At 51.3% G+C, this 17630-nt stretch carries 18 protein-coding genes and 1 other RNA gene; 3 read left to right on the forward strand and 16 right to left on the reverse strand.

The annotated features are described in order from the left end of the window. Positions 1-116: 116 nt before the first annotated feature. The 3 genes from EKM99_RS11350 to EKM99_RS11360 form a co-directional block, all read right to left on the reverse strand. On the reverse strand, positions 117-719 hold the full coding sequence (locus EKM99_RS11350; protein ID WP_125583540.1) for a nitroreductase family protein: 603 nt from the start codon (positions 717-719) through the stop codon (positions 117-119). A gap of 105 nt (positions 720-824) precedes the next feature. After that, positions 825-2330: a carboxypeptidase M32 gene (locus tag EKM99_RS11355; protein WP_125583541.1), complete on the reverse strand. Its 1506-nt coding sequence runs from the start codon at positions 2328-2330 to the stop codon at positions 825-827. Positions 2331-2524: 194 nt separating this feature from the next. Further along, positions 2525-3049, reverse strand: coding sequence for a TetR/AcrR family transcriptional regulator (locus EKM99_RS11360; RefSeq protein ID WP_125583542.1), 525 nt, complete (start codon positions 3047-3049; stop codon positions 2525-2527). Positions 3050-3277: 228 nt separating this feature from the next. On the opposite strand from EKM99_RS11360, the gene EKM99_RS11365 reads away from it, so the two are divergent. Then, entirely contained in the window at positions 3278-3937 is a 660-nt protein-coding gene (locus EKM99_RS11365; RefSeq protein WP_225419849.1) for a CPBP family intramembrane glutamic endopeptidase, read from the forward strand. Positions 3938-3996: 59 nt separating this feature from the next. On the opposite strand, the gene EKM99_RS11370 is transcribed toward EKM99_RS11365, so the two are convergent. The 9 genes from EKM99_RS11370 to EKM99_RS11410 form a co-directional block, all read right to left on the reverse strand. Further along, the gene (locus EKM99_RS11370) at positions 3997-4341 is read right to left on the reverse strand and encodes a hypothetical protein (RefSeq protein WP_125583544.1); all 345 of its coding nucleotides are present in this window, start codon (positions 4339-4341) and stop codon (positions 3997-3999) included. Between the two features lie 111 nt (positions 4342-4452). Continuing rightward, a complete protein-coding gene (locus tag EKM99_RS11375; protein WP_125583545.1) occupies positions 4453-4926 on the reverse strand; it encodes an 8-oxo-dGTP diphosphatase in 474 nt (157 codons plus the stop codon). Between the two features lie 401 nt (positions 4927-5327). Then, the gene (locus tag EKM99_RS11380) at positions 5328-5522 is read right to left on the reverse strand and encodes a hypothetical protein (protein WP_125583546.1); all 195 of its coding nucleotides are present in this window, start codon (positions 5520-5522) and stop codon (positions 5328-5330) included. Positions 5523-5770: 248 nt separating this feature from the next. Next, the gene (locus tag EKM99_RS11385) at positions 5771-7114 is read right to left on the reverse strand and encodes an ammonium transporter (protein ID WP_125583547.1); all 1344 of its coding nucleotides are present in this window, start codon (positions 7112-7114) and stop codon (positions 5771-5773) included. Positions 7115-7476: 362 nt separating this feature from the next. Further along, entirely contained in the window at positions 7477-7866 is a 390-nt protein-coding gene (locus EKM99_RS11390; RefSeq protein WP_125583548.1) for an HIT family protein, read from the reverse strand. A gap of 3 nt (positions 7867-7869) precedes the next feature. Then, complete coding sequence (locus EKM99_RS11395; RefSeq protein ID WP_125583549.1) at positions 7870-9012, reverse strand: THUMP domain-containing class I SAM-dependent RNA methyltransferase; 1143 nt, start codon at positions 9010-9012, stop codon at positions 7870-7872. 121 nt (positions 9013-9133) lie between these two features. Then, an RNA gene (gene rnpB / locus EKM99_RS11400) (RNase P RNA component class B) lies at positions 9134-9513 on the reverse strand. Positions 9514-9532: 19 nt separating this feature from the next. Continuing rightward, positions 9533-9886, reverse strand: a complete 354-nt coding sequence (gpsB, locus tag EKM99_RS11405) for a cell division regulator GpsB (protein ID WP_125583550.1) — start codon at positions 9884-9886, stop codon at positions 9533-9535. A 55-nt stretch (positions 9887-9941) separates the two neighbouring features. Then, on the reverse strand, positions 9942-10511 hold the full coding sequence (locus EKM99_RS11410; RefSeq protein ID WP_125583551.1) for a DUF1273 domain-containing protein: 570 nt from the start codon (positions 10509-10511) through the stop codon (positions 9942-9944). Between the two features lie 216 nt (positions 10512-10727). Here EKM99_RS11410 and recU point away from each other — a divergent pair, with 216 nt between their 5' ends. Both recU and EKM99_RS11420 read left to right on the forward strand, forming a co-directional pair. Further along, a complete protein-coding gene (recU, locus tag EKM99_RS11415; RefSeq protein WP_125583552.1) occupies positions 10728-11330 on the forward strand; it encodes a Holliday junction resolvase RecU in 603 nt (200 codons plus the stop codon). 45 nt (positions 11331-11375) lie between these two features. Next, complete coding sequence (locus tag EKM99_RS11420; RefSeq protein ID WP_125583553.1) at positions 11376-13688, forward strand: transglycosylase domain-containing protein; 2313 nt, start codon at positions 11376-11378, stop codon at positions 13686-13688. 464 nt (positions 13689-14152) lie between these two features. Here EKM99_RS11420 and EKM99_RS11425 read toward each other — a convergent pair whose 3' ends face one another. The 4 genes from EKM99_RS11425 to EKM99_RS11440 form a co-directional block, all read right to left on the reverse strand. Further along, positions 14153-14971: a YdcF family protein gene (locus EKM99_RS11425; protein WP_125583554.1), complete on the reverse strand. Its 819-nt coding sequence runs from the start codon at positions 14969-14971 to the stop codon at positions 14153-14155. Positions 14972-14983: 12 nt separating this feature from the next. Continuing rightward, on the reverse strand, positions 14984-15688 hold the full coding sequence (locus EKM99_RS11430; protein ID WP_125583555.1) for a DnaD domain-containing protein: 705 nt from the start codon (positions 15686-15688) through the stop codon (positions 14984-14986). Between the two features lie 191 nt (positions 15689-15879). After that, positions 15880-17064 (reverse strand): pyridoxal phosphate-dependent aminotransferase, encoded by a 1185-nt coding sequence (locus EKM99_RS11435; RefSeq protein ID WP_125583556.1) that lies wholly within the window; start codon positions 17062-17064, stop codon positions 15880-15882. Positions 17065-17084: 20 nt separating this feature from the next. Then, positions 17085-17588: a cell wall elongation regulator TseB-like domain-containing protein gene (locus tag EKM99_RS11440; protein WP_125583557.1), complete on the reverse strand. Its 504-nt coding sequence runs from the start codon at positions 17586-17588 to the stop codon at positions 17085-17087. Between the last annotated feature and the right edge of the window lie 42 nt (positions 17589-17630).

Here is a 17630-nt window from a genome sequence, read left to right on the forward strand (position 1 = left end):
TCATTTTAGCATAACTCGCCGGGTGAAAACGGCTGGAAAGATTGGGTTGGGCAAAAAAATCCCCCGAAACACATCTAGATGACGTGGCTCGGGGGTTCCTTTTTATTTCGTTAAGCTTACTTGAAGACCATGAAACGTTCTGCGTCGTCCATGTAGCCCTTGTCATCTGCTGGACTTTCAATGGATCCGAAGACCATTTGTGCCCGTAATTGCCAACTAGCTGGGACGTTGAAGGCTGCGCGCACCTCATCGTCAATCAGTGGGTTGTAGTGTTGCAGGTTGGCGCCAATGCCGTTTTCCGCGAGGGACGTCCACACTGAGAATTGGGCGTTCCCTTGGGACTGTTCAGACCAGTCGCGGAAGTTGGCGGCGTACAATGGGAAGTCGTTTTCAAACTTCTCGACCGTCTTGGTTTCGGTGAAGTAAAGAATCGTGCCGAAGGCTGCCTTGAAGCCGTTAACTTTCGCAGCCGTTTTAGCGAAGGCCTCTTCGTTTGGCACCTCTTGCTTGAGACGGTCGATCACGATGTCCCACAGCTTGTCGTGGGAGGCGCCATACAGGATGATGGCGCGGGTGGTTTGGTTGTTAAAGGACGACGGCCCGTTCTTGATGTTGTCTTCAATCAGCGCGGTAATGTCGTCGGGTGACTGCTTGACGTTGCGACCTAAGTTGTAGATTGTTCGGCGTTGCTTGGCTAGTTCAGTGAATTTCGTTTCCATGGGTAAATGACCTCACTTTAATTCAATATTTTCCCGTTAATGGGCGAGTACTTTCTGTTTAAAACTAAAGCTTAGTGTAACACTTACTTTTAAGAAGTAAAGTATTTAATCAGCCACTTGGTAAGCGAATTCATAGGTCCGCGTCATCCAATCTAACCAGTACTGCGGATTCAGTGGTTCTCCGGTCACCTGTTTAACTAATTCCTGTGGCGTCAGACTAGCACCCAAGCGGAAAATATGTTGCTTCCGCCAAGCCGTCAGCTGGCTGTAATCGCCACTAGCCAATAGGTCCGTGACCGGCAACGTCTGGCTCATCGTGTGGAGGAACTGGGCCGCATAGATTTGACCCAGCAAATACGTTGGGAAGTACCCAAAGTCTCCGCCTGGCCAGTGAATATCTTGTAAAATACCCTCGGTGTCATTGGCCGGCACGATGCCCAAATAATCCTGATACTTTTGCCGCCAGAGCGCCGGCAGTTCCGCCACCGTGGTGTCGCCGTTAAACAGTGCCTTCTCCAGTTCGTAACGTACGATGATGTGTAACGGATAGGTTAACGGATCCGCTTCCGTTCGAATCAACGTGGCCTTGGTCTCCATGAACCCACGGTAAAAGGTCGGTTCATCAATGTCCGTGAAGATATCGCCAGTCGCTTGTTGGAACCGGCCGTATTCCCCCTGCCAAAACGCCGGGTTGCGGCCGATAAAAATTTCATTGAGCAGTGATTGCGACTCGTGAAGCCCCATCGACGGGGCATTTGACAGCGGCGTGTAGTCAAAGTCCGGATTGAAGTTTTGCATGTACAGGCCGTGGCCAGCCTCGTGCACACCACCCAGTAAGGACATCTGAAAATCGTGTTCGCCATAACGGTTGGTAATCCGCGCATCGTTACGGTTCAGTGGCACCGTGAAAGGGTGAATGCTGCGGGAAAGATCACCCTTATGAAAGTCGTAGCCCAGCCGTTGGACGATGTCGCGGACGAGGTGTTCCTGTACGTCCTCGGGCACCGCTCGCTGCATAAAATCGCTTCGTGGCTGTGTCCCCCGCGTGGTAATAGTGTGCTGAATCCGCTTGATTCCCGCCTTCAACGTTTCCATGATGGGATCCAGTTGGGCCACCGTCATCCCCGGCTCGTATTGATCCAGTAAGACGTCGTAGTCGGTTGCCTGGCCGTTACGCCAGTAAGGAATAAATTGCTTTTTGAAGGCAACGATCTTTTCAATCTCTGGTTGGAGGACCGCAAAATCCTGCGCCTCACGAGCCGTTTCCCAGACTTGTTGCGCATCGGAGACGGTTCGCTGATACGCCGCGTAGTCAGCCGCAGGAATGTCATGATTCAAGTCGTAATCCCGTTTGACCAAACGTAAAACTTGCTGACCCTTTTCGTCCAGCTCCTGAGGATGCGCTGAGAAATAAGCGATGAAGTCCCCCATCTCCTGACCGGTTGTCAAGGCCAATTCCTGTTCACCGATGTAACCGGTCAATTCACCCCGAAAGGGACCGCCATCCTTTGGCAGATACGTGCGCGCATCCCACTCGAGTAATGCCAGGTTCATGTCTAACAGACTGATTCGTTTCACCAAAGCTAGAAAATCTGCTGCCGTTTTTGCCATGCGACTCGCCTCCAAAATTAAGTCATTGCTGATAGTGTAGCATGGCTCTCTCTAAAAGTCTCGTAAGTTTTCTCATTATAATTTAATCGTTAATTTGCTAGTAAATGCTGGTACTGCAGGGTTCTAGCGTAATTGTGATTTATTCACGTATTTCTGCTCCTGATTGTGAAACTGATAACATTCAGGCTACATTATCAATGAACCAATTTCTCTATCTGTGTCACGGTCCAGTCCACGGCTAATTCCGCCCCAGGCCCTTGCACCAGGATGCCGAGCAGTAACGTCCACACCGTCCTGCCCATTTCAGGTGTGACGGCCATGCCCCGTTGTGCCCCATAGAGGGTTAGCACCGTCGTCAGACTGACGGGCACCGTTGCCGTTGCTGTGCCGGTCAGGTAAAAGGCCACTGCCCGCGGAAAGTGTTCCGCATAGGTCATTAAATTGGTGACCATCTGCCGCAACATGGTCGTCGCATCTGCGGAGTCCAAAATATTTGCCCGTAAAGTGGCCGTTAGTTCATCCACAACTTCAGTGTACAACGCTGCCAACAAGCTAGCCTTGTCTGGAAAATGGCGATAAACGGCCGCCGGCGTCACAGCCAAGAAGCGGGCAATTTGTCGCAAAGATAGTTGTTCTGCACCCACTTGATCCAACTGTTTTCTTGCCTGTTGTTGAATGGCCGCGGCCAAATTTTCACGATGGTAAGGTAATTCTGTCATCGACGCTCATTCCTTTCATACTTACGATTAGCCTTATGTTAGCACTGATTACATTTGAAGTAAACGCCGATTACATTTTAAGTAAACACGGATTACACTGTTTGTTAATGGCGGCTACTTCAGTCTTAACCAATCCTTACAACTTTAAGTGGCCACTCCCCGCCACAATTGTCTTACAATAAACTTAAACCTTATTTTGAGAGAAGCGTGTCTTCTATGTCCGAACCCGTGTCAAATCGTCGTCTTACTATTCAATTTATTTGTTTCTGGCTCATCTGGTTAGTGGTTCAGGTAGGCTTAAATGCCCCAATCGAAAAGCATCTGTCCGGCTGGCCACAGGAACTCCTGCTGGACGCTATCAAGCTCGTTGTGTGGCTCGGCGCGGCCTGGTGGTTTATCCGCCAAGCTGATCACCACCACCTCCGCTTGAGCCTCAGCAACGCCGAGCAGTGGCGCCCTAACTGGCGATTTGCTGCCGGTTACGTCGTCTGGGGAATCATCGTCATTTATCTACTAGGTGAATTCTGGTTGGTCCACCACGGCCTAATCGTCAACCACAGCTTCATCCCCCAGTTCTGGGGACGCTACTTCCTCGTCGTTGGGGTTACCGAAGAATTTCTGTTCCGGGGATACTTCTTCAACGCCCTTTTACAAAAATTCTCATTGACCACTGCCAACGTGATTCAAGCCTTGGCTTTTGCTAGCCTGCACATCCCCCGTTACCTGACCACGGTACCCGCCATGAGCCCCATGTTGTGGCTCAGCAACCTGGTCTCCGTTTTCCTTTTAGGGTTACTGTTCGGCTGGTTGTACGCACGAAGCCACTCACTCTGGCCCGGTATCGCTACGCACATGACCTGGGACATCCTGGTCACGTTATTTGGTTAAACAAAAAGTTTGGTCAGCGGATAAAACCGCCAGCCAAACTTTTTTTGTCGGGATCAGAATCAAGCCTGGACCCGTCGTTTCAAGAAGCCTAGTAAAACACTCAGAAATGCAAACGGTAAAGCAAAGCTAAACAGGGCCGTCACGAGCTCTGGTGCCACCGTCAAGGTTAAGACGACGTCTACCACCCCGACAACTAGGCTAACTCCCAGCAGGATGCGCCACCAACTCCGTGCAATCCGGGGTTGGTAGGTTAACCCGTAAACTAAGAGCGTTAACGCCGTCGTTAACAAGAGTGCCCGATCAATCAGTGGTAGTGCCAGCAAGCCGGTCATTCCCAGGGCCACCACACTCAGCCCGATAAAGAAGTAACCGTACCAGCGTTGTGTCTGAACAGTTGATTTCACGCTTATCGCTCCCTTTATCACAAACTTTACACTCTTAGTTTACCCGTTTTTGGAACCGCTTACAATAGATAAACACCCCTAGCGATAAAACGGCGTTCAACCGTCACATCCCTAGGCATCGTCCCTCAGTGGTCCGTTCCAACTATCACTCACCACAGCGGGGACTTCGCCATCGAAGACCCGCAAGAGCGCCGCCATACTCTCGGCACTCTTTTCGGGGGTCATCTCACTGCGCGGCAACCAGCTGATTTGGCCTTCGTCACTGGCCCGCAGCTCCCCGGTGAAATCGTTGCCGCGGTACAGCAGGCCCAATTTCCGTTTTTGCCGAGAGTCATCGAACCATTCACAGGTGCCACAAAATTCGACTGTCTTGAGTTGGAGGCCCGTTTCCTCAAAGACTTCCCGGATTGCGGCCTGCGCACAACTTTCCCCAACTTCCACGTGGCCACCCGGGAAACTGTGCCCCGCTTTCCAAGGAACGTTCACCTTGTCCTCAACCAAGACCCGGTTAGTGGTCGGATCCGTCACCATAATCATTGTCACTAATTCGACCGGTTGTGTGCGGTCTCGTTGTTCTGCTGTCATTGCTTAGTCGCCCCTTTCACCTGGGACAAAAGCCCCAGACGATTTGTTGTATGTTCAAGTCTATCTTGTTGAAACGTGGGGCAACAAGTTGATGCCATTTAAAACTGATAGCCACCTCTTATCCCACTCACGTCTCTTATTTTAGCAAGTTCCGCCGATCCCTGCAAAGGGCAACAAAAAGTCTGGGACAAACCACTAGATTCGCGTTGTATCTCCAAAGCTATATTGTCGAAACGCGTGACCAAAGGCAGCCGGCTCCGCTTAAACTGATAGCCAAATAATCCAAGCCCGGGATTATCCGGCTATCAGCCTTAATGCTCACCAGCTAACCGCCTTTTGTCCCGCTCTCAACAAAAAAGACGGCTCACTGGCCGTCCTTATTTTCCGATTCAATTTAAGATTTAAGCTTCGCGATTGTTTTTCTTCGTCCAGCGCGTCATCAAATCTTCGATGCCGTAGCAAGCCACCCCTAAAGCGGCAAATGCTACCGGAAAACCGAAGGCCCACATTGGTGACTTCATCAGCAAGAGCACCAGGCTCAAGCCACAAACCGCTAACACGACGAGGGTAATTACTGCCCATTGATCTTTATTCATGTCAATTCCTCCCCAAAGGTAAAATAAACTTGTGTGTCCCCTACACACCCCTTAGTCTAGCAAGCCTTGCTCGAAACGGCAATCATCTGGCTTAAGCTTAAGAAAGACCTTAATCTTTTGTCATCTTAGGTGGCCGCCATAACTTGACTAACCGTCTAATATTCGCTTAGTATCAGCGTTTGGAGCGCCCACCACAATTTCGTTGTCGGCCCTAGTCGCGAGAGAAAGTCTAACGAACGAAGCAACCCTTAGTTCCCAGAAAAATGGTTACTCGACGGATTAGGATGCTGCAGTCTTTGGAGTTGTCCCTTAAATTCCGGTGCATAGCGTTCTTGATCCGGTTGAAAGTCAGTTAATTTTTCACTTAAAGCCACCGTGTAATCAGCGCGTTCACCGTGCTCGCCCTGGTCCAAGCCCAGGGCTTCTTCGGCCGCATCGACCCGCATCGGCGTTACCCGGCGGAGCACCAGAATCAAGACGCTCCCCATCACGGCGACCAGCGCAATCGTAAAGGCCGTCGCCAGAATTTGAATCCCCAGCAGATGCCAACCACCACCGTAAGCCAAGCCGTTTTCAGCGATTGTCGGGTTCACCATCTTGGTAGCGAAGACCCCCGTTAAAACACTACCGACGATTCCGCTGACACCGTGACAGCCAAACGCGTCCAGGGCATCATCCACGCCAATCTTTGGTTTTAAAACGGTGATGAAACCGTAACTCGCTAGCGTTGCCAGCACACCGATTGCCACGGCGCCCATCACCGTTACGTAACCAGCCGCCGGGGTAATGGCCACTAACCCGCACAATGTCCCGGTACAAACGCCGACCAGTGTGGGCTTACCCTTAGTCCAAACATCCAAGAACATCCAGACGACCATAGATGTTGCCGTGGCAACCGTACTGGTGAGTGCAGCTTGAACGGCTATTCCGTTGACTGCTAGCGCACTGCCAGCATTGAAGCCGTACCAGCCGACCCATAAAATGGCGGTTCCCAGTAGGACCCATGGCAAGTTGTAGTGGTCACCAGGATGGTCTTTCGCCAGCCGCGGTCCCAACCAAGCGGACAGAACCAAGGCCGTGACGCCGGCATTGATATGTACAACGGTACCACCTGCAAAGTCCAGTACGCCCAACTTAGCTAACCAGCCGCCCGCACTCCACACCAAATGAACCATGGGATAGTAAATGCAGATGGACCAGACGACCAGAAACAGCAGGAGAAATTTAAACCGAATCCGTCCCACCACGGCACCGACGAACAGAGCCGGGGTGATAATGGCAAACATCATTTGAAACAACGAGTAGGCCCCGACTGGAATGTGACTGGCTGTCAAACTGGCAAGGTTCACGCCCGCCATAAACACGTGCTTTAGATTGCCGACAATCCCCAGCACATCGCCAGAAAAGGCCAGTGAGTAACCCACGAAGACCCACAGTAAGATGGCGACTCCCGTCATAATAAACACCGACAGCATGGTGTTGACCACGTTTTTCTCGGAGACCAACCCACCGTAGAAAAACGCTAGGCCCGGTGTCATGAATAGCACCAGAATACTAGCAATCAACACAAATGCTGTATTTGCAAGATTCATCAGCGACGCCCTCTTTACTTTTGATGTAAGAAATCCTAACACTGTTTTTCTGAAAAGTCACGATTTTGTTTTCATAACGGTCGAATTAATGACGGTACTTAACGAACTAAATCCCGCTAGGCCGGTGATTTCATAAATTTATTAAGATTTGAAAATGGTGTCATGTTTTCTAACATTGCTGTTAAAAAAACACCGTGAAAACGACTATGGGTTCGGGTATACAGGTAGCACTGTTACTTTTCAAAATGATAAACCTAAAAAGGCGTCTGAGATAGCACATCCCAGACACCTTCCATATATTGCTGAAACGTGGGCCGACAGGCAGCTAACCACCTTTTGTCCACTCCCGTTCCCGCAAGTTTCTATTTTCGTTTCAACCGACTCAGCCCAGCGGCACGCGGAATCATCTTGCGGATACCGCCACGGGGATCCTTGACATCCCCCTCGTAACGGGGAATCAGGTGGATGTGGGCGTGCATCACCGTTTGACCGGCGGCCGGTGCCACGTTGATGCCGATGTTATACCCGGCCGGTTGGAATTTTTCATCCAGCAGCGCCTTGGCGTCAAACGTTAAGGCATCCATCGCTGCCCGCGTGTCAGCCGGCACATCAAAATAGGTCGCATAATGTTGCTTGGGCACAATCAACAGGTGGCCGCGGCGCACGGGATGGTTATCCCAAAACGCCTTGGCGAGGTCATTTTCTAAGACGATGTTGCTCTTTTGACAAAACACACAATCCGCCTTAATCATCGGTTAGACCTTATGCCGTGGCTTGCGCTTGCCCCAGAACTGGAAGTAGTCGGTCCGTAGTGCCCCGTTGTATAGCTTCCGTGTCTTGGTTGCCTTTTGACCGTAGAAATGTTCAAATTCCAAGTCAGCCGTTAAAATATACTTCGACCAATCGGTTAACGGCTTGAACGCATGACCCATTTGTTTGTAAAGCTCACGAACGGACGCCTGGTCACTCAGCCGCTCTCCGTATGGTGGGTTGGCGACGATGACCCCGTCTTCCAGGTCCGTCTTAAAGTCTTGCACGGCTAATTGGCTGAACGTGATGTCCTGTGACAAACCCGCCTCTTGCGCGTTGCGTTTGGCAATTGCGACCATGTTCTCGTCGATATCGGAACCGAAGATCTGTAGCGGCGTGTCGTAGTCGGCCTTGGCATCGGCCTCATCGCGTAATTGGTCACTGAGTTCTTGGGGCACCCAATCCCAGCTTTCGCAGGTGAAATCACGATTGAAGCCTGGCGCCAGGTTGCGGCCAATCATCGCAGCTTCAATTGGAATGGTCCCAGACCCACAGACGGGATCCCAGAAGGGCATATTTTTGTGCCAACTGGTTAAGGCAATCAGAGCAGCCGCCATGTTTTCCTTCAAGGGCGCGCCACCTTTACCGACCCGGTAGCCCCGTTTAAACAGGCTCGACCCGGTCGTATCCAGTGTCAGCATGACGTGATCCTTGTCGATCATGACTTCCAGCGGGTAAGTCGCGCCAGTTTCAGGCATCCGCGTCCGTCGGTGATAGACGGCAGCTAATTTCGTTGCCACGGCCTTTTTTACAATGGCCTGTGCATCCGGCACACTGTGGAGTTGGGACTTCTTGGAACGGCCCTCCACGGGGAAGGCAGCGTCCATTGGCAACAGTTCATCCCAGGCAACCGCTTTAGTGGCTTCGAACAGTTCGTCGAAGGTTACGGCGTCAAATTCGGCCACGATGATCCGGATTCGGTCCGCCGTCCGCAGCCAGAGGTTGGCCCGTAAGACATCTTCAATCGTGCCGTCAAACCGGACACGGCCGTTTTCTACCTGGGTCTCATACCCGAGGTCTCGTAACTCGCGACCGGCAATGGCTTCAATACCACTGGCAGTGGCCGCATATAAATGAAATTTCTTCATAACGTCCTCCTTGCTTCATTCTGATCTTTTAAAATACGTGCATAATTCGTGGGCAATTAACCCAATTATAGCCAATAAAAAAGGCGGGAGCAAGCTCCCACCAACCTGACATGGTGTAAATCCCTGTAAGCCATGTTTTGTACCACCCAACCGTTTCAGGCAAACGATTGACTGGCAGTAATCATCTATCTCGAGAGTTTCCTCTCCCCCCACATTTCGTTCATTTCCATATGTGAAGCGCCCCTACCAAAAGTTTGGGTTGCCCGCTCGAGGGGTTTACCGCGTTCCACCGTCTAAGTTTCCTTAGGCGTATCGTCACTGTGGCACTTTTCAGGGATACTAGGGCATAGCCGAAGCCGTAGCCGTGTTTTCCCGCCGTTACGTTATTGCTAACGTCCCCCGGCTTATTTTTTCACCGAGCACGAACACTACAGACATCTCAGTCTGTGCGAGCATGGACTTTCCTCAGCCGACAAAAGCCGACCGCGATTACTCAGGATTTACACCAGTCTTTATAATTCTACAAACGATGTGACTCGTTTGGATCATTATCTAATTGTGAACCGAAAACGTGCCGTTCCAAATTGGAGAGCCGCTTCAAAATGTCCATGTTCGTGACACTTGAAGTGGATTGGCTGGTTGTCGCTGCTGCTGGTTGACTACCCCCGACTTGGACCTGACGGGTGAGTTCGTCGACCTTAGCCAACAACCGTTCGTTTTCTTCTTGAAGCCGTTGATTCTCTTTTACAAAAGTATCATAGTCCTTGATGACGTTGTCTAAGAAACTGTCAACATCGTCGGGGTCATAGCCGCGCATCTTTTGGCGGAATTGCTTTTGTAAAATCTCCTTAGGAGTAAAATTAACGTTTTCCATTGATCGTTACACCTCGTTATCGTAATCAAACCGGCGATATCTATCATACCAGTTTTTATTCAAATTGGGAACCATTATTTAAATTTTCTTGATATTCGTTGGCACTTTCTTGTAGCCAATCCATATCGATCAGCGTTAGGGGGTAAGCATGTTGCTCGGCAAATTGCTTGATTGCCCGGTAATCATACTTAGGCTTCCCTTCAACCTCTAAATCATAAACCATTGCAGCCTCATCTGTATGGGTCAACATAAATTCTTGATAGTTTCTTAACTGTTGGGGCCCATGATAGGGTTGCTCACTAACAGACTGATGAAAGTCTACCCGACTGGCAAGCTGGGCATACTGTCCCCGATTGTTCTCGTTCCAATTACTCCCAAACTCGGCAAACGGGGTCATGACGGCGATTTTTAACTCAGGGTAATCCGGTTTCAACGTGAGACCCACTTCCGCTGCCCACTGTTCAACACCCAATTGTCCCCCGGTAATCAGCCAATCCATGCCATTTTCAATCTTGCCAATCAACATTTTTTTCAGGGTATCCTTAATGACCAGGAGCTTGGGATCTTCATTCCCAAAAACACCCAATTCATAACTGCGGTAGCCCGTCACCCATAATCGACTCATGCGGCCGCCCCCTTCAGTCTTACCCTACTAGTGTAGCGAAAAAATTGGCTTGACGCAATTAAATTCCACTTAAATTCACCGATTTCGACCAATTATAGACCAGTTAGAGTTTTTATTTCTGAGTCACCTTGGTATAATGTCAATAACTGGGCCACAGTCCCAAGGTTCAAACAAACTGTGAATGGGTGTTTTCAAGGCAAGGAGTGTGAGGAGTCAATGACTATTCGGTATCCCAATGGGAATGCCTATCAAGCACCAACAGCAGACAAGGGGCCCCGCTTTCCCAGTACCTACACAAATTACGGCAAACGGGGAATGACGCTCGAAGAAGAGCTCAACGAATCAAATACCTACTACGCAACTAACGGCGTCGCAGTGGTTCATAAAAAACCGACCCCAATTAAGATTGTCAAGGTCGATTATCCCAAACGGAGCGCCGCAGTCATCAAGGAGGCCTACTTCAGTACGGCGTCCACGACCGACTACAATGGCGTTTATCACGGCCGTTACTTGGACTTCGACGCCAAGGAAACTCGCAACAAGTCCTCGTTTCCGCTCAAGAACTTTCACCAACATCAGATTGATCACATGCGGGCCTGCACCGCGCAAGGCGGCATCTGTTTTGCCATTATTAAATTCGTCGCCCGCCAAGAGGTTTACCTCTATCGTGGGACCGACCTGTATGAATTCTGGGACGCCCAGTTGACGGGTGGTCGTAAGTCAATTCCGTACGCGGAAATTGCAGCCAACGGCATTTTGATTCCCGCCGAGCTCCAACTGCCCGTTCCCTATCTCAAAGCCGTGGATCATCTTCTATAGAAAGCACCTTTGAAGAGACCACGTTTAAATGCAAAGGAGATTACCATGTCTAGTAACAATACCCCGCGACCGACTCGCATGAGTCGCAACGCCGAGCATCAATCCAGTGGCCCCAAGAAGCCCCGGACCGGCTGGCGGACTTTCCGTCGAATTCTTTTCGTTCTGGTGGCCATTGGCGTTTTCGCCATCTTAGCCGGTGCCGGCCTGTTCTTCTTCTACGCCCAGAGCGCGCCGAAGATTTCTCAGAGTGCGCTGTCGAGCGACACGTCTACCCGCGTTTACGACGCCAACGGCAACGTCATTTCCCGCTTAGGCGCCCAGAACCGAAATTACGTGAAATCAAAGAATATTCCGTCGACGCTTCGTCAAGCCGTTGTTTCCACCGAAGATCGTCGTTTCTACAAGAACAACGGGGTTGACCCCATTCGAATCATCGGGGCGGCCTTCGCCAACATCTCCGGTTCTTCTCTGGGGATGCAAGGTGGGAGTACCTTAACGCAACAATTGGTCAAGTTGTCCGTCTTCTCAACGGCGGCTTCTGACCGAACGTTAAAGCGTAAGGCCCAAGAAGCCTGGCTGGCCTTGAAGGTCGACCATGACTACTCCAAGAACCAAATTTTGGAATACTACATCAACAAAGTTTACATGGGCAACGGGGTCTACGGTATGCAGACCGCCGCGCAATACTACTACGGCAAGACGCTGAAACACTTGGACCTCGCACAATTGGCCCTGTTAGCCGGCATGCCCCAATCACCGACAAACTATGACCCAACGACCTATCCCGCTTTAGCTAAGAAGCGTCGTGACTTGGTCCTGGAAGCCATGGCCGAGAACAATGCCATCACTTCCGCGCAAGCCAAACAGGCCGAAGCTACCAGTATCACCACTGGCTTGGTCAAGAGTCACAAATCAACCAGTACCAGTGCCAAGACTACCAAGGTGATCGACGCTTACCTCAAGCAGGTCTACGCCGAGCTGAAATCCAAGGGGTACAACACGACAACTGGCGGCCTCAAAGTTTACACCAACCTCGATATGGGGGCGCAAAAGCGGCTGTACAACATTGTTAATGGGAACAGTTACGTTAGCTTCCCTTCCAGCAAGTTCCAAGTCGGCTCGACCATCGTTAACCCGAATAACGGGAAAGTGGTTGCCATGATTGGGGGCCGGAAGACCGGTAACGTCACGTTCGGTCTGAACCGTGCTGTACAAACCGACCGTTCCAGCGCCTCAACCGCTAAGCCATTAATGGATTACGGCCCCGCGATTGAGTACCTCTACTACCCAACTTACGAGCCGGTTAAGGATACGGCATTCACCTATCCCGGGACGACCAAGAGCCTTTACGATTGGGATAGACAGTATCAAGGCACCATCACCATGCGTAAGGCCCTCTACGAATCCCGGAACATTCCCGCTATCCGGACGTTGCAAAACGTTGGGATCAGCAAGGCCACAACGTTCTTAAAGGGACTGGGGATGACGTTTGACAAGACGCTGACCCTCCAAAATGGGATTGGATTGTACATTTCGACCGAGCAAGAAGCCGCCGCCTATGCAGCCTTTGCTAACGGTGGAAATTACTACAAGCCATACTTGGTTTCGAAGGTCGTCACGCAAGATGGGAAGGCCCATAAGTACAGCTCCACGGCCAAACGGGCCATGTCCGCTGCCACCGCCTTCATGCTGACGGATATGATGAAGGACGTCATGACCAACGAAAATGGGTCCGGGCGTTCAGCGGCCATTTCCGGGCTGTATCAAGCCGGGAAGACCGGGACGGACTCCTACCCTGACGATTACGCGGACAAGGTGCCTAGCGGCGCAACCATGGACTCCTGGTTCACGGGTTACACCAAGAACTACTCAGTCTCCGTTTGGACCGGTTATGACAAGCAATTCCAGACCGGCCACTACGTTAGCGAAACGCAGACTACGATTGCCCAAGAAATTTACAAGTACGAAATGTCCTACCTGGCAAGTAAGTCGACTAATTCCGACTGGACGCAGCCAAGTACGGTGACCAAGACCTCGCAAAACAACAACACCGAGTACTACGTCACCGGCCATTCCGGAACCGTTACAGATACCACGTCAACCAGTCAGTACGGCTCGACCAACACGACGAGTTCATCGGCCTACAGTAGCAACAGTCAGGTCACGACCAACTCGAACACCACGCAGGCTAGCTCCTCCACGACGGAATCCAGTACCAGTAAGGAATCCTCGAGCACGGAGCAAACGCCTAGTGGCAGCGGCACGGGCAACGGCGGCACGGATTCCACAACAACCGAATCTTCTTCCGCAACCACGACCGAAAGCAGCACGACGACTACGAAGGACTCAAACAGTTAATCATTTAGAACGCAAAGAAGCCACCCCAATTTTCTGGGATGGCTTCTTTTTTGGCATTACATGCGATTTATGAAAATGACAACATTGTGTAGACATGCCGGCCTACCGTTCGCCAAATTTAGGCCGGAACGCTATGAGTAGGACGGCTGAGCCTAAATTTGGCTCACTCACGCCTACGTTGAGTAGCTCAGTGACTTCGCGGTAGCCCTACCATAACTGTATTTACAACACTATGGTGGCGACAGTACCAGTCTTAACCGGAGGAGGCCAGAGATGTAGGCAGCTGTGTCGACGGTGTTAGCTGGGAACCAGCTTACACCGTGGGACGCGTTTGGAGACTGTCGGTCTTGGACAGGCTTCAAACCGAGCCGGAGGACCGTTTCTCAGGCCGCAGGCGGTCCCCACAGCAGCCGGAATTTCTGGCAGCCGCAGGTGGCAATGATCATCTAAGTGTTCTTAACCTGTTAATCTTCAGATATTGTTTTAAATTCAGCGTTGGCCACCCGGGTGGTGACGCCTAACTGCTCTTGCAACAGCCGGTGAGCGGCCAACACATCTGCCGGCACTGCCACGTGGGCAATGTACCCGGCACCGGCTGGTCCATAACCAGCCGACGTATCATGCAGTCGTGGAATCTCACCCATCACCAAGTTCACGTAATCGCTGAGTGACCACATGCCCACCTCATCGTGTGCAAAAGCCAACTGGCCGTCACGAACGACTACAGAAATCTGATAGGCCGCAAAGTTTACCAGTGGCACGGTCGGCACCTCTTTACTAAATCCAGCTGCTAACCGGCGTTGCAGGCTCCCATCTTGGATCAGGCCAATGTTTGCGGGAACAATATCGTGCCGCCGGAGCACGGCCAGGCTATTCGTCACGTTGTTCCCACTATTGGTCGACTGCGTTTCCAGCAAGGGAATCTCCTGGCCGTAACTGACTTGGGCAACACGCTGAAACATCTCCGCTTCACTGGGAACCTGGCTCAGGTCTAAACCACTAAACTGGCTAAGTTGGGCCCGTAACTTGGGTGTTGTGTGGCCATGGCCGCCGACAATCAGGTAATGTTGTGCAACCCCTGCTCGCATCGCTTTGACAAAGTGCTCAAGCCCTGCAATCGGACTGCCGCCAAACAGAATCAAGGTATCCAGCGGTTGTCCCAGTTGCGTGTGAATTTCGGCCGGTGTCAATGTGGGCACATCACGCATGGCTAAGAAGGCCGTTAACGTATTGATGGCCGTTGCCACTTGGGGAAGCTGTTTAGCTGGTAACTTGGTAAACATATATTCGCCCTCCTAGTTGTCCGTTAACTTAAAGATGGGAATGTCTGGAATCTGATTATCAGCTGAACCGTTGGCCACTGGCTTCGCCGTTTGACGTGGTTCCTGCCGTTCCTTTTCGCGTTGCACCTGGGCCGCCGTCTTCAAATTTTTCCGTTCCCAGCTGAGGAGAATCCGGTCCATATACTTCAGGCTATAGGCTTGGCTCAGAACGGCTTCCTTGAGGGCCAATTGAATCAATTCCGGCCGGTAGTGATCTTGATCTAACCACTGGGTGATGCTTTCCATCTCCATTGGTGAAAGTGGCCGCCCGAATTCCGTTTCAATCTGATTGAACACGGTGGATCGGTCGTTACTAACGGCAGCTTTAGCCACTTTTTTAGTTGTCTGCTCGGCTAATTGGCTAAGCTTTTCCGTTAATAACCGAAAATCATAGGCGTCTTGCTTCTGGCCCTGTGCATCCGTAATTGTCGTAATCGTCATGAGTTTGTGGGAAATCATTTCGTGCAATAATTGATAAACCCGTTGTTTGTCCCAGCCTAGATGGGCCGCCATCTCGTCGGCATCTGGAAGTTTGTCGCCCTGGTCCATGTAACGGCGCAACTGAAAGAAGACCAGCAATTGGTCGGTCGTCATCCCCACTTCCCGAAAATGATCAAGCAGGTAGTTTGCAACACTCGTTTGTCCGGCCTGAACGTAACGCTGGATAAAATCATCCATGTGAAAACCTCCTGATTTTGAATGAAAACAAGCGTGAGCCAAAGGGCGGTTAGCTGGCGAGCATTAATGGTGTTAAGCGGAACCAGCTGCCCCTTGTCGCACGTTTCAGCAATATATATTTGGAGATACAAACGAGTCTGGATTTTATCATCCCAGACTCGTCATTTTAAATCAAATTAAGTCGATTGTGACTACGCGTTAGGTGCCATAAACGCTTTTAACCGAGCCATTGCCGTTTCCAGCGACTGCAAATCCGCCGCATAGCTCAACCGAACGTGATCGGGCAAGCCAAATGCCTTACCCGTAACCAACGCCACGTGGGCCTGGTCTAAAATAGCTGCCACCAGCTCGTCCGTCGAGTGCAAGCCCTTCAGCTTCACCGCTGCACTCACGTCAGGGAACATGTAAAAGGCCCCCTGTGGCTTGTGCGTCAGTTTGAAGCCTGGAATCGCCGTCAGCAACGGATAAATCGTATCTAACCGCTCCTGAAAAGCCGCACGCATGGTCGCTACCGGTGCTTGATCATCCGTTAGCGCCGCCAGTGCCGCTGCTTGACTCACAGCGGCCGCGTTGCCCGTCATGTGCGACAACACCGTCTTCAGTGCGTTAACAATTAGCAACGGTCCAACCGCATAGCCAATCCGCCAACCGGTCATGGCGTAGGTTTTGGAAACCCCATTGATCAAGACCGTATGGCTAGCCACCGCCGCGCCCAACGTCAGCATTGACGGGGACGGATTCGGTCCAGCGTAAATCAAATCGCCATAAATCTCGTCCGCAACGATCACCAAATCATGGGCAACCGCCCAGTCCCCAATCGCCTGGAGCTCGGCCTTCGTATAGACTAGGCCACTGGGATTTTGGGGTGAGTTCAGGACAATCGCCTTGGTTTTCGGCGTGACCGCCTGCTCTAATTGGGCCGGCGTGACCTTTAAGGTAGCCGTCGGTGCCACTTCAATCGGCAGGCCGCCCGCCAGCTTCACCTGTTCGCTATAGCTGACCCAGTAAGGTGCGGGGAGTAACACTTCATCCCCAAGGTTCAGTAGCACTTGGAAGAGCGCATACAGGGCCATCTTGGCCCCCGTGGTGATCACCACTTGATCCGCTGACACCGTCACCTTTTGGGTGGCCAACAAATGGTCGGCCACCGCTTGGCGCAGGGGCAGAACTCCCGCCGTGGCCGTGTAGCCATCGACTTGATTCGCCCGAATTGCCGTCACCGCTGCTTCTTTGACGGCTACCGGCGTTGAAAAATCAGGTTGACCGACACTGAGGTTGATCACATCAACCCCCGCATCACGCAGTTCCTGTGCCCGTTGCCCCGATTTCAAAGTTGCGGACGGTTGAACCGCCTGTGCCCGTTTCGCTAACTGCATGGGATCCCTCCTAGCCACTTTTAAATGTTAGAAATCTGTTGTAACACTTTGCCATTTGAATACTGGAAGGTGATGTAACATAACTTGCCATCCTTATTCAAATAACTAACCTGCCACGCAGGCTTGCCGTTGAAAATGCACATCGCGGCGGATAAGACCTTCTTGGGGTTCTTCTTCCACACTTGTTGGAGCACCGTATTCCGCGACAAACCAGCGCTTTGCTTGAGGACCGTGACATTATTTCCCGTCTTAGGCACAATCGCGTAAACGCTCTGCTTGGCTTTATTCTTCCCGGCAACCGTGTAATACGTGGTGTCGAGGTTCGTCCAGTAGAAATTACTGGTACTGGTCAAATGACCGGATTTTTTGGCGACGGATTCGGCTCGTGCTTGGTCCTGGGTAATTGGCTTAGTCGCTTTATTTACGACCACGGCAACACTAATCAGAATGACCAGAATCACAAGTAGAATGCTCAGCAGCACCCAATGGTGGGGTCGCTGGCGTCGTTGATACTGTTGTCTCATCAATTTTCCATCGGTCTCCCTTGTCAAATTTCAATCTTGTCC

Source organism: Levilactobacillus cerevisiae, assembly GCF_003946245.1.
Taxonomy (GTDB): domain Bacteria; phylum Bacillota; class Bacilli; order Lactobacillales; family Lactobacillaceae; genus Levilactobacillus; species Levilactobacillus cerevisiae.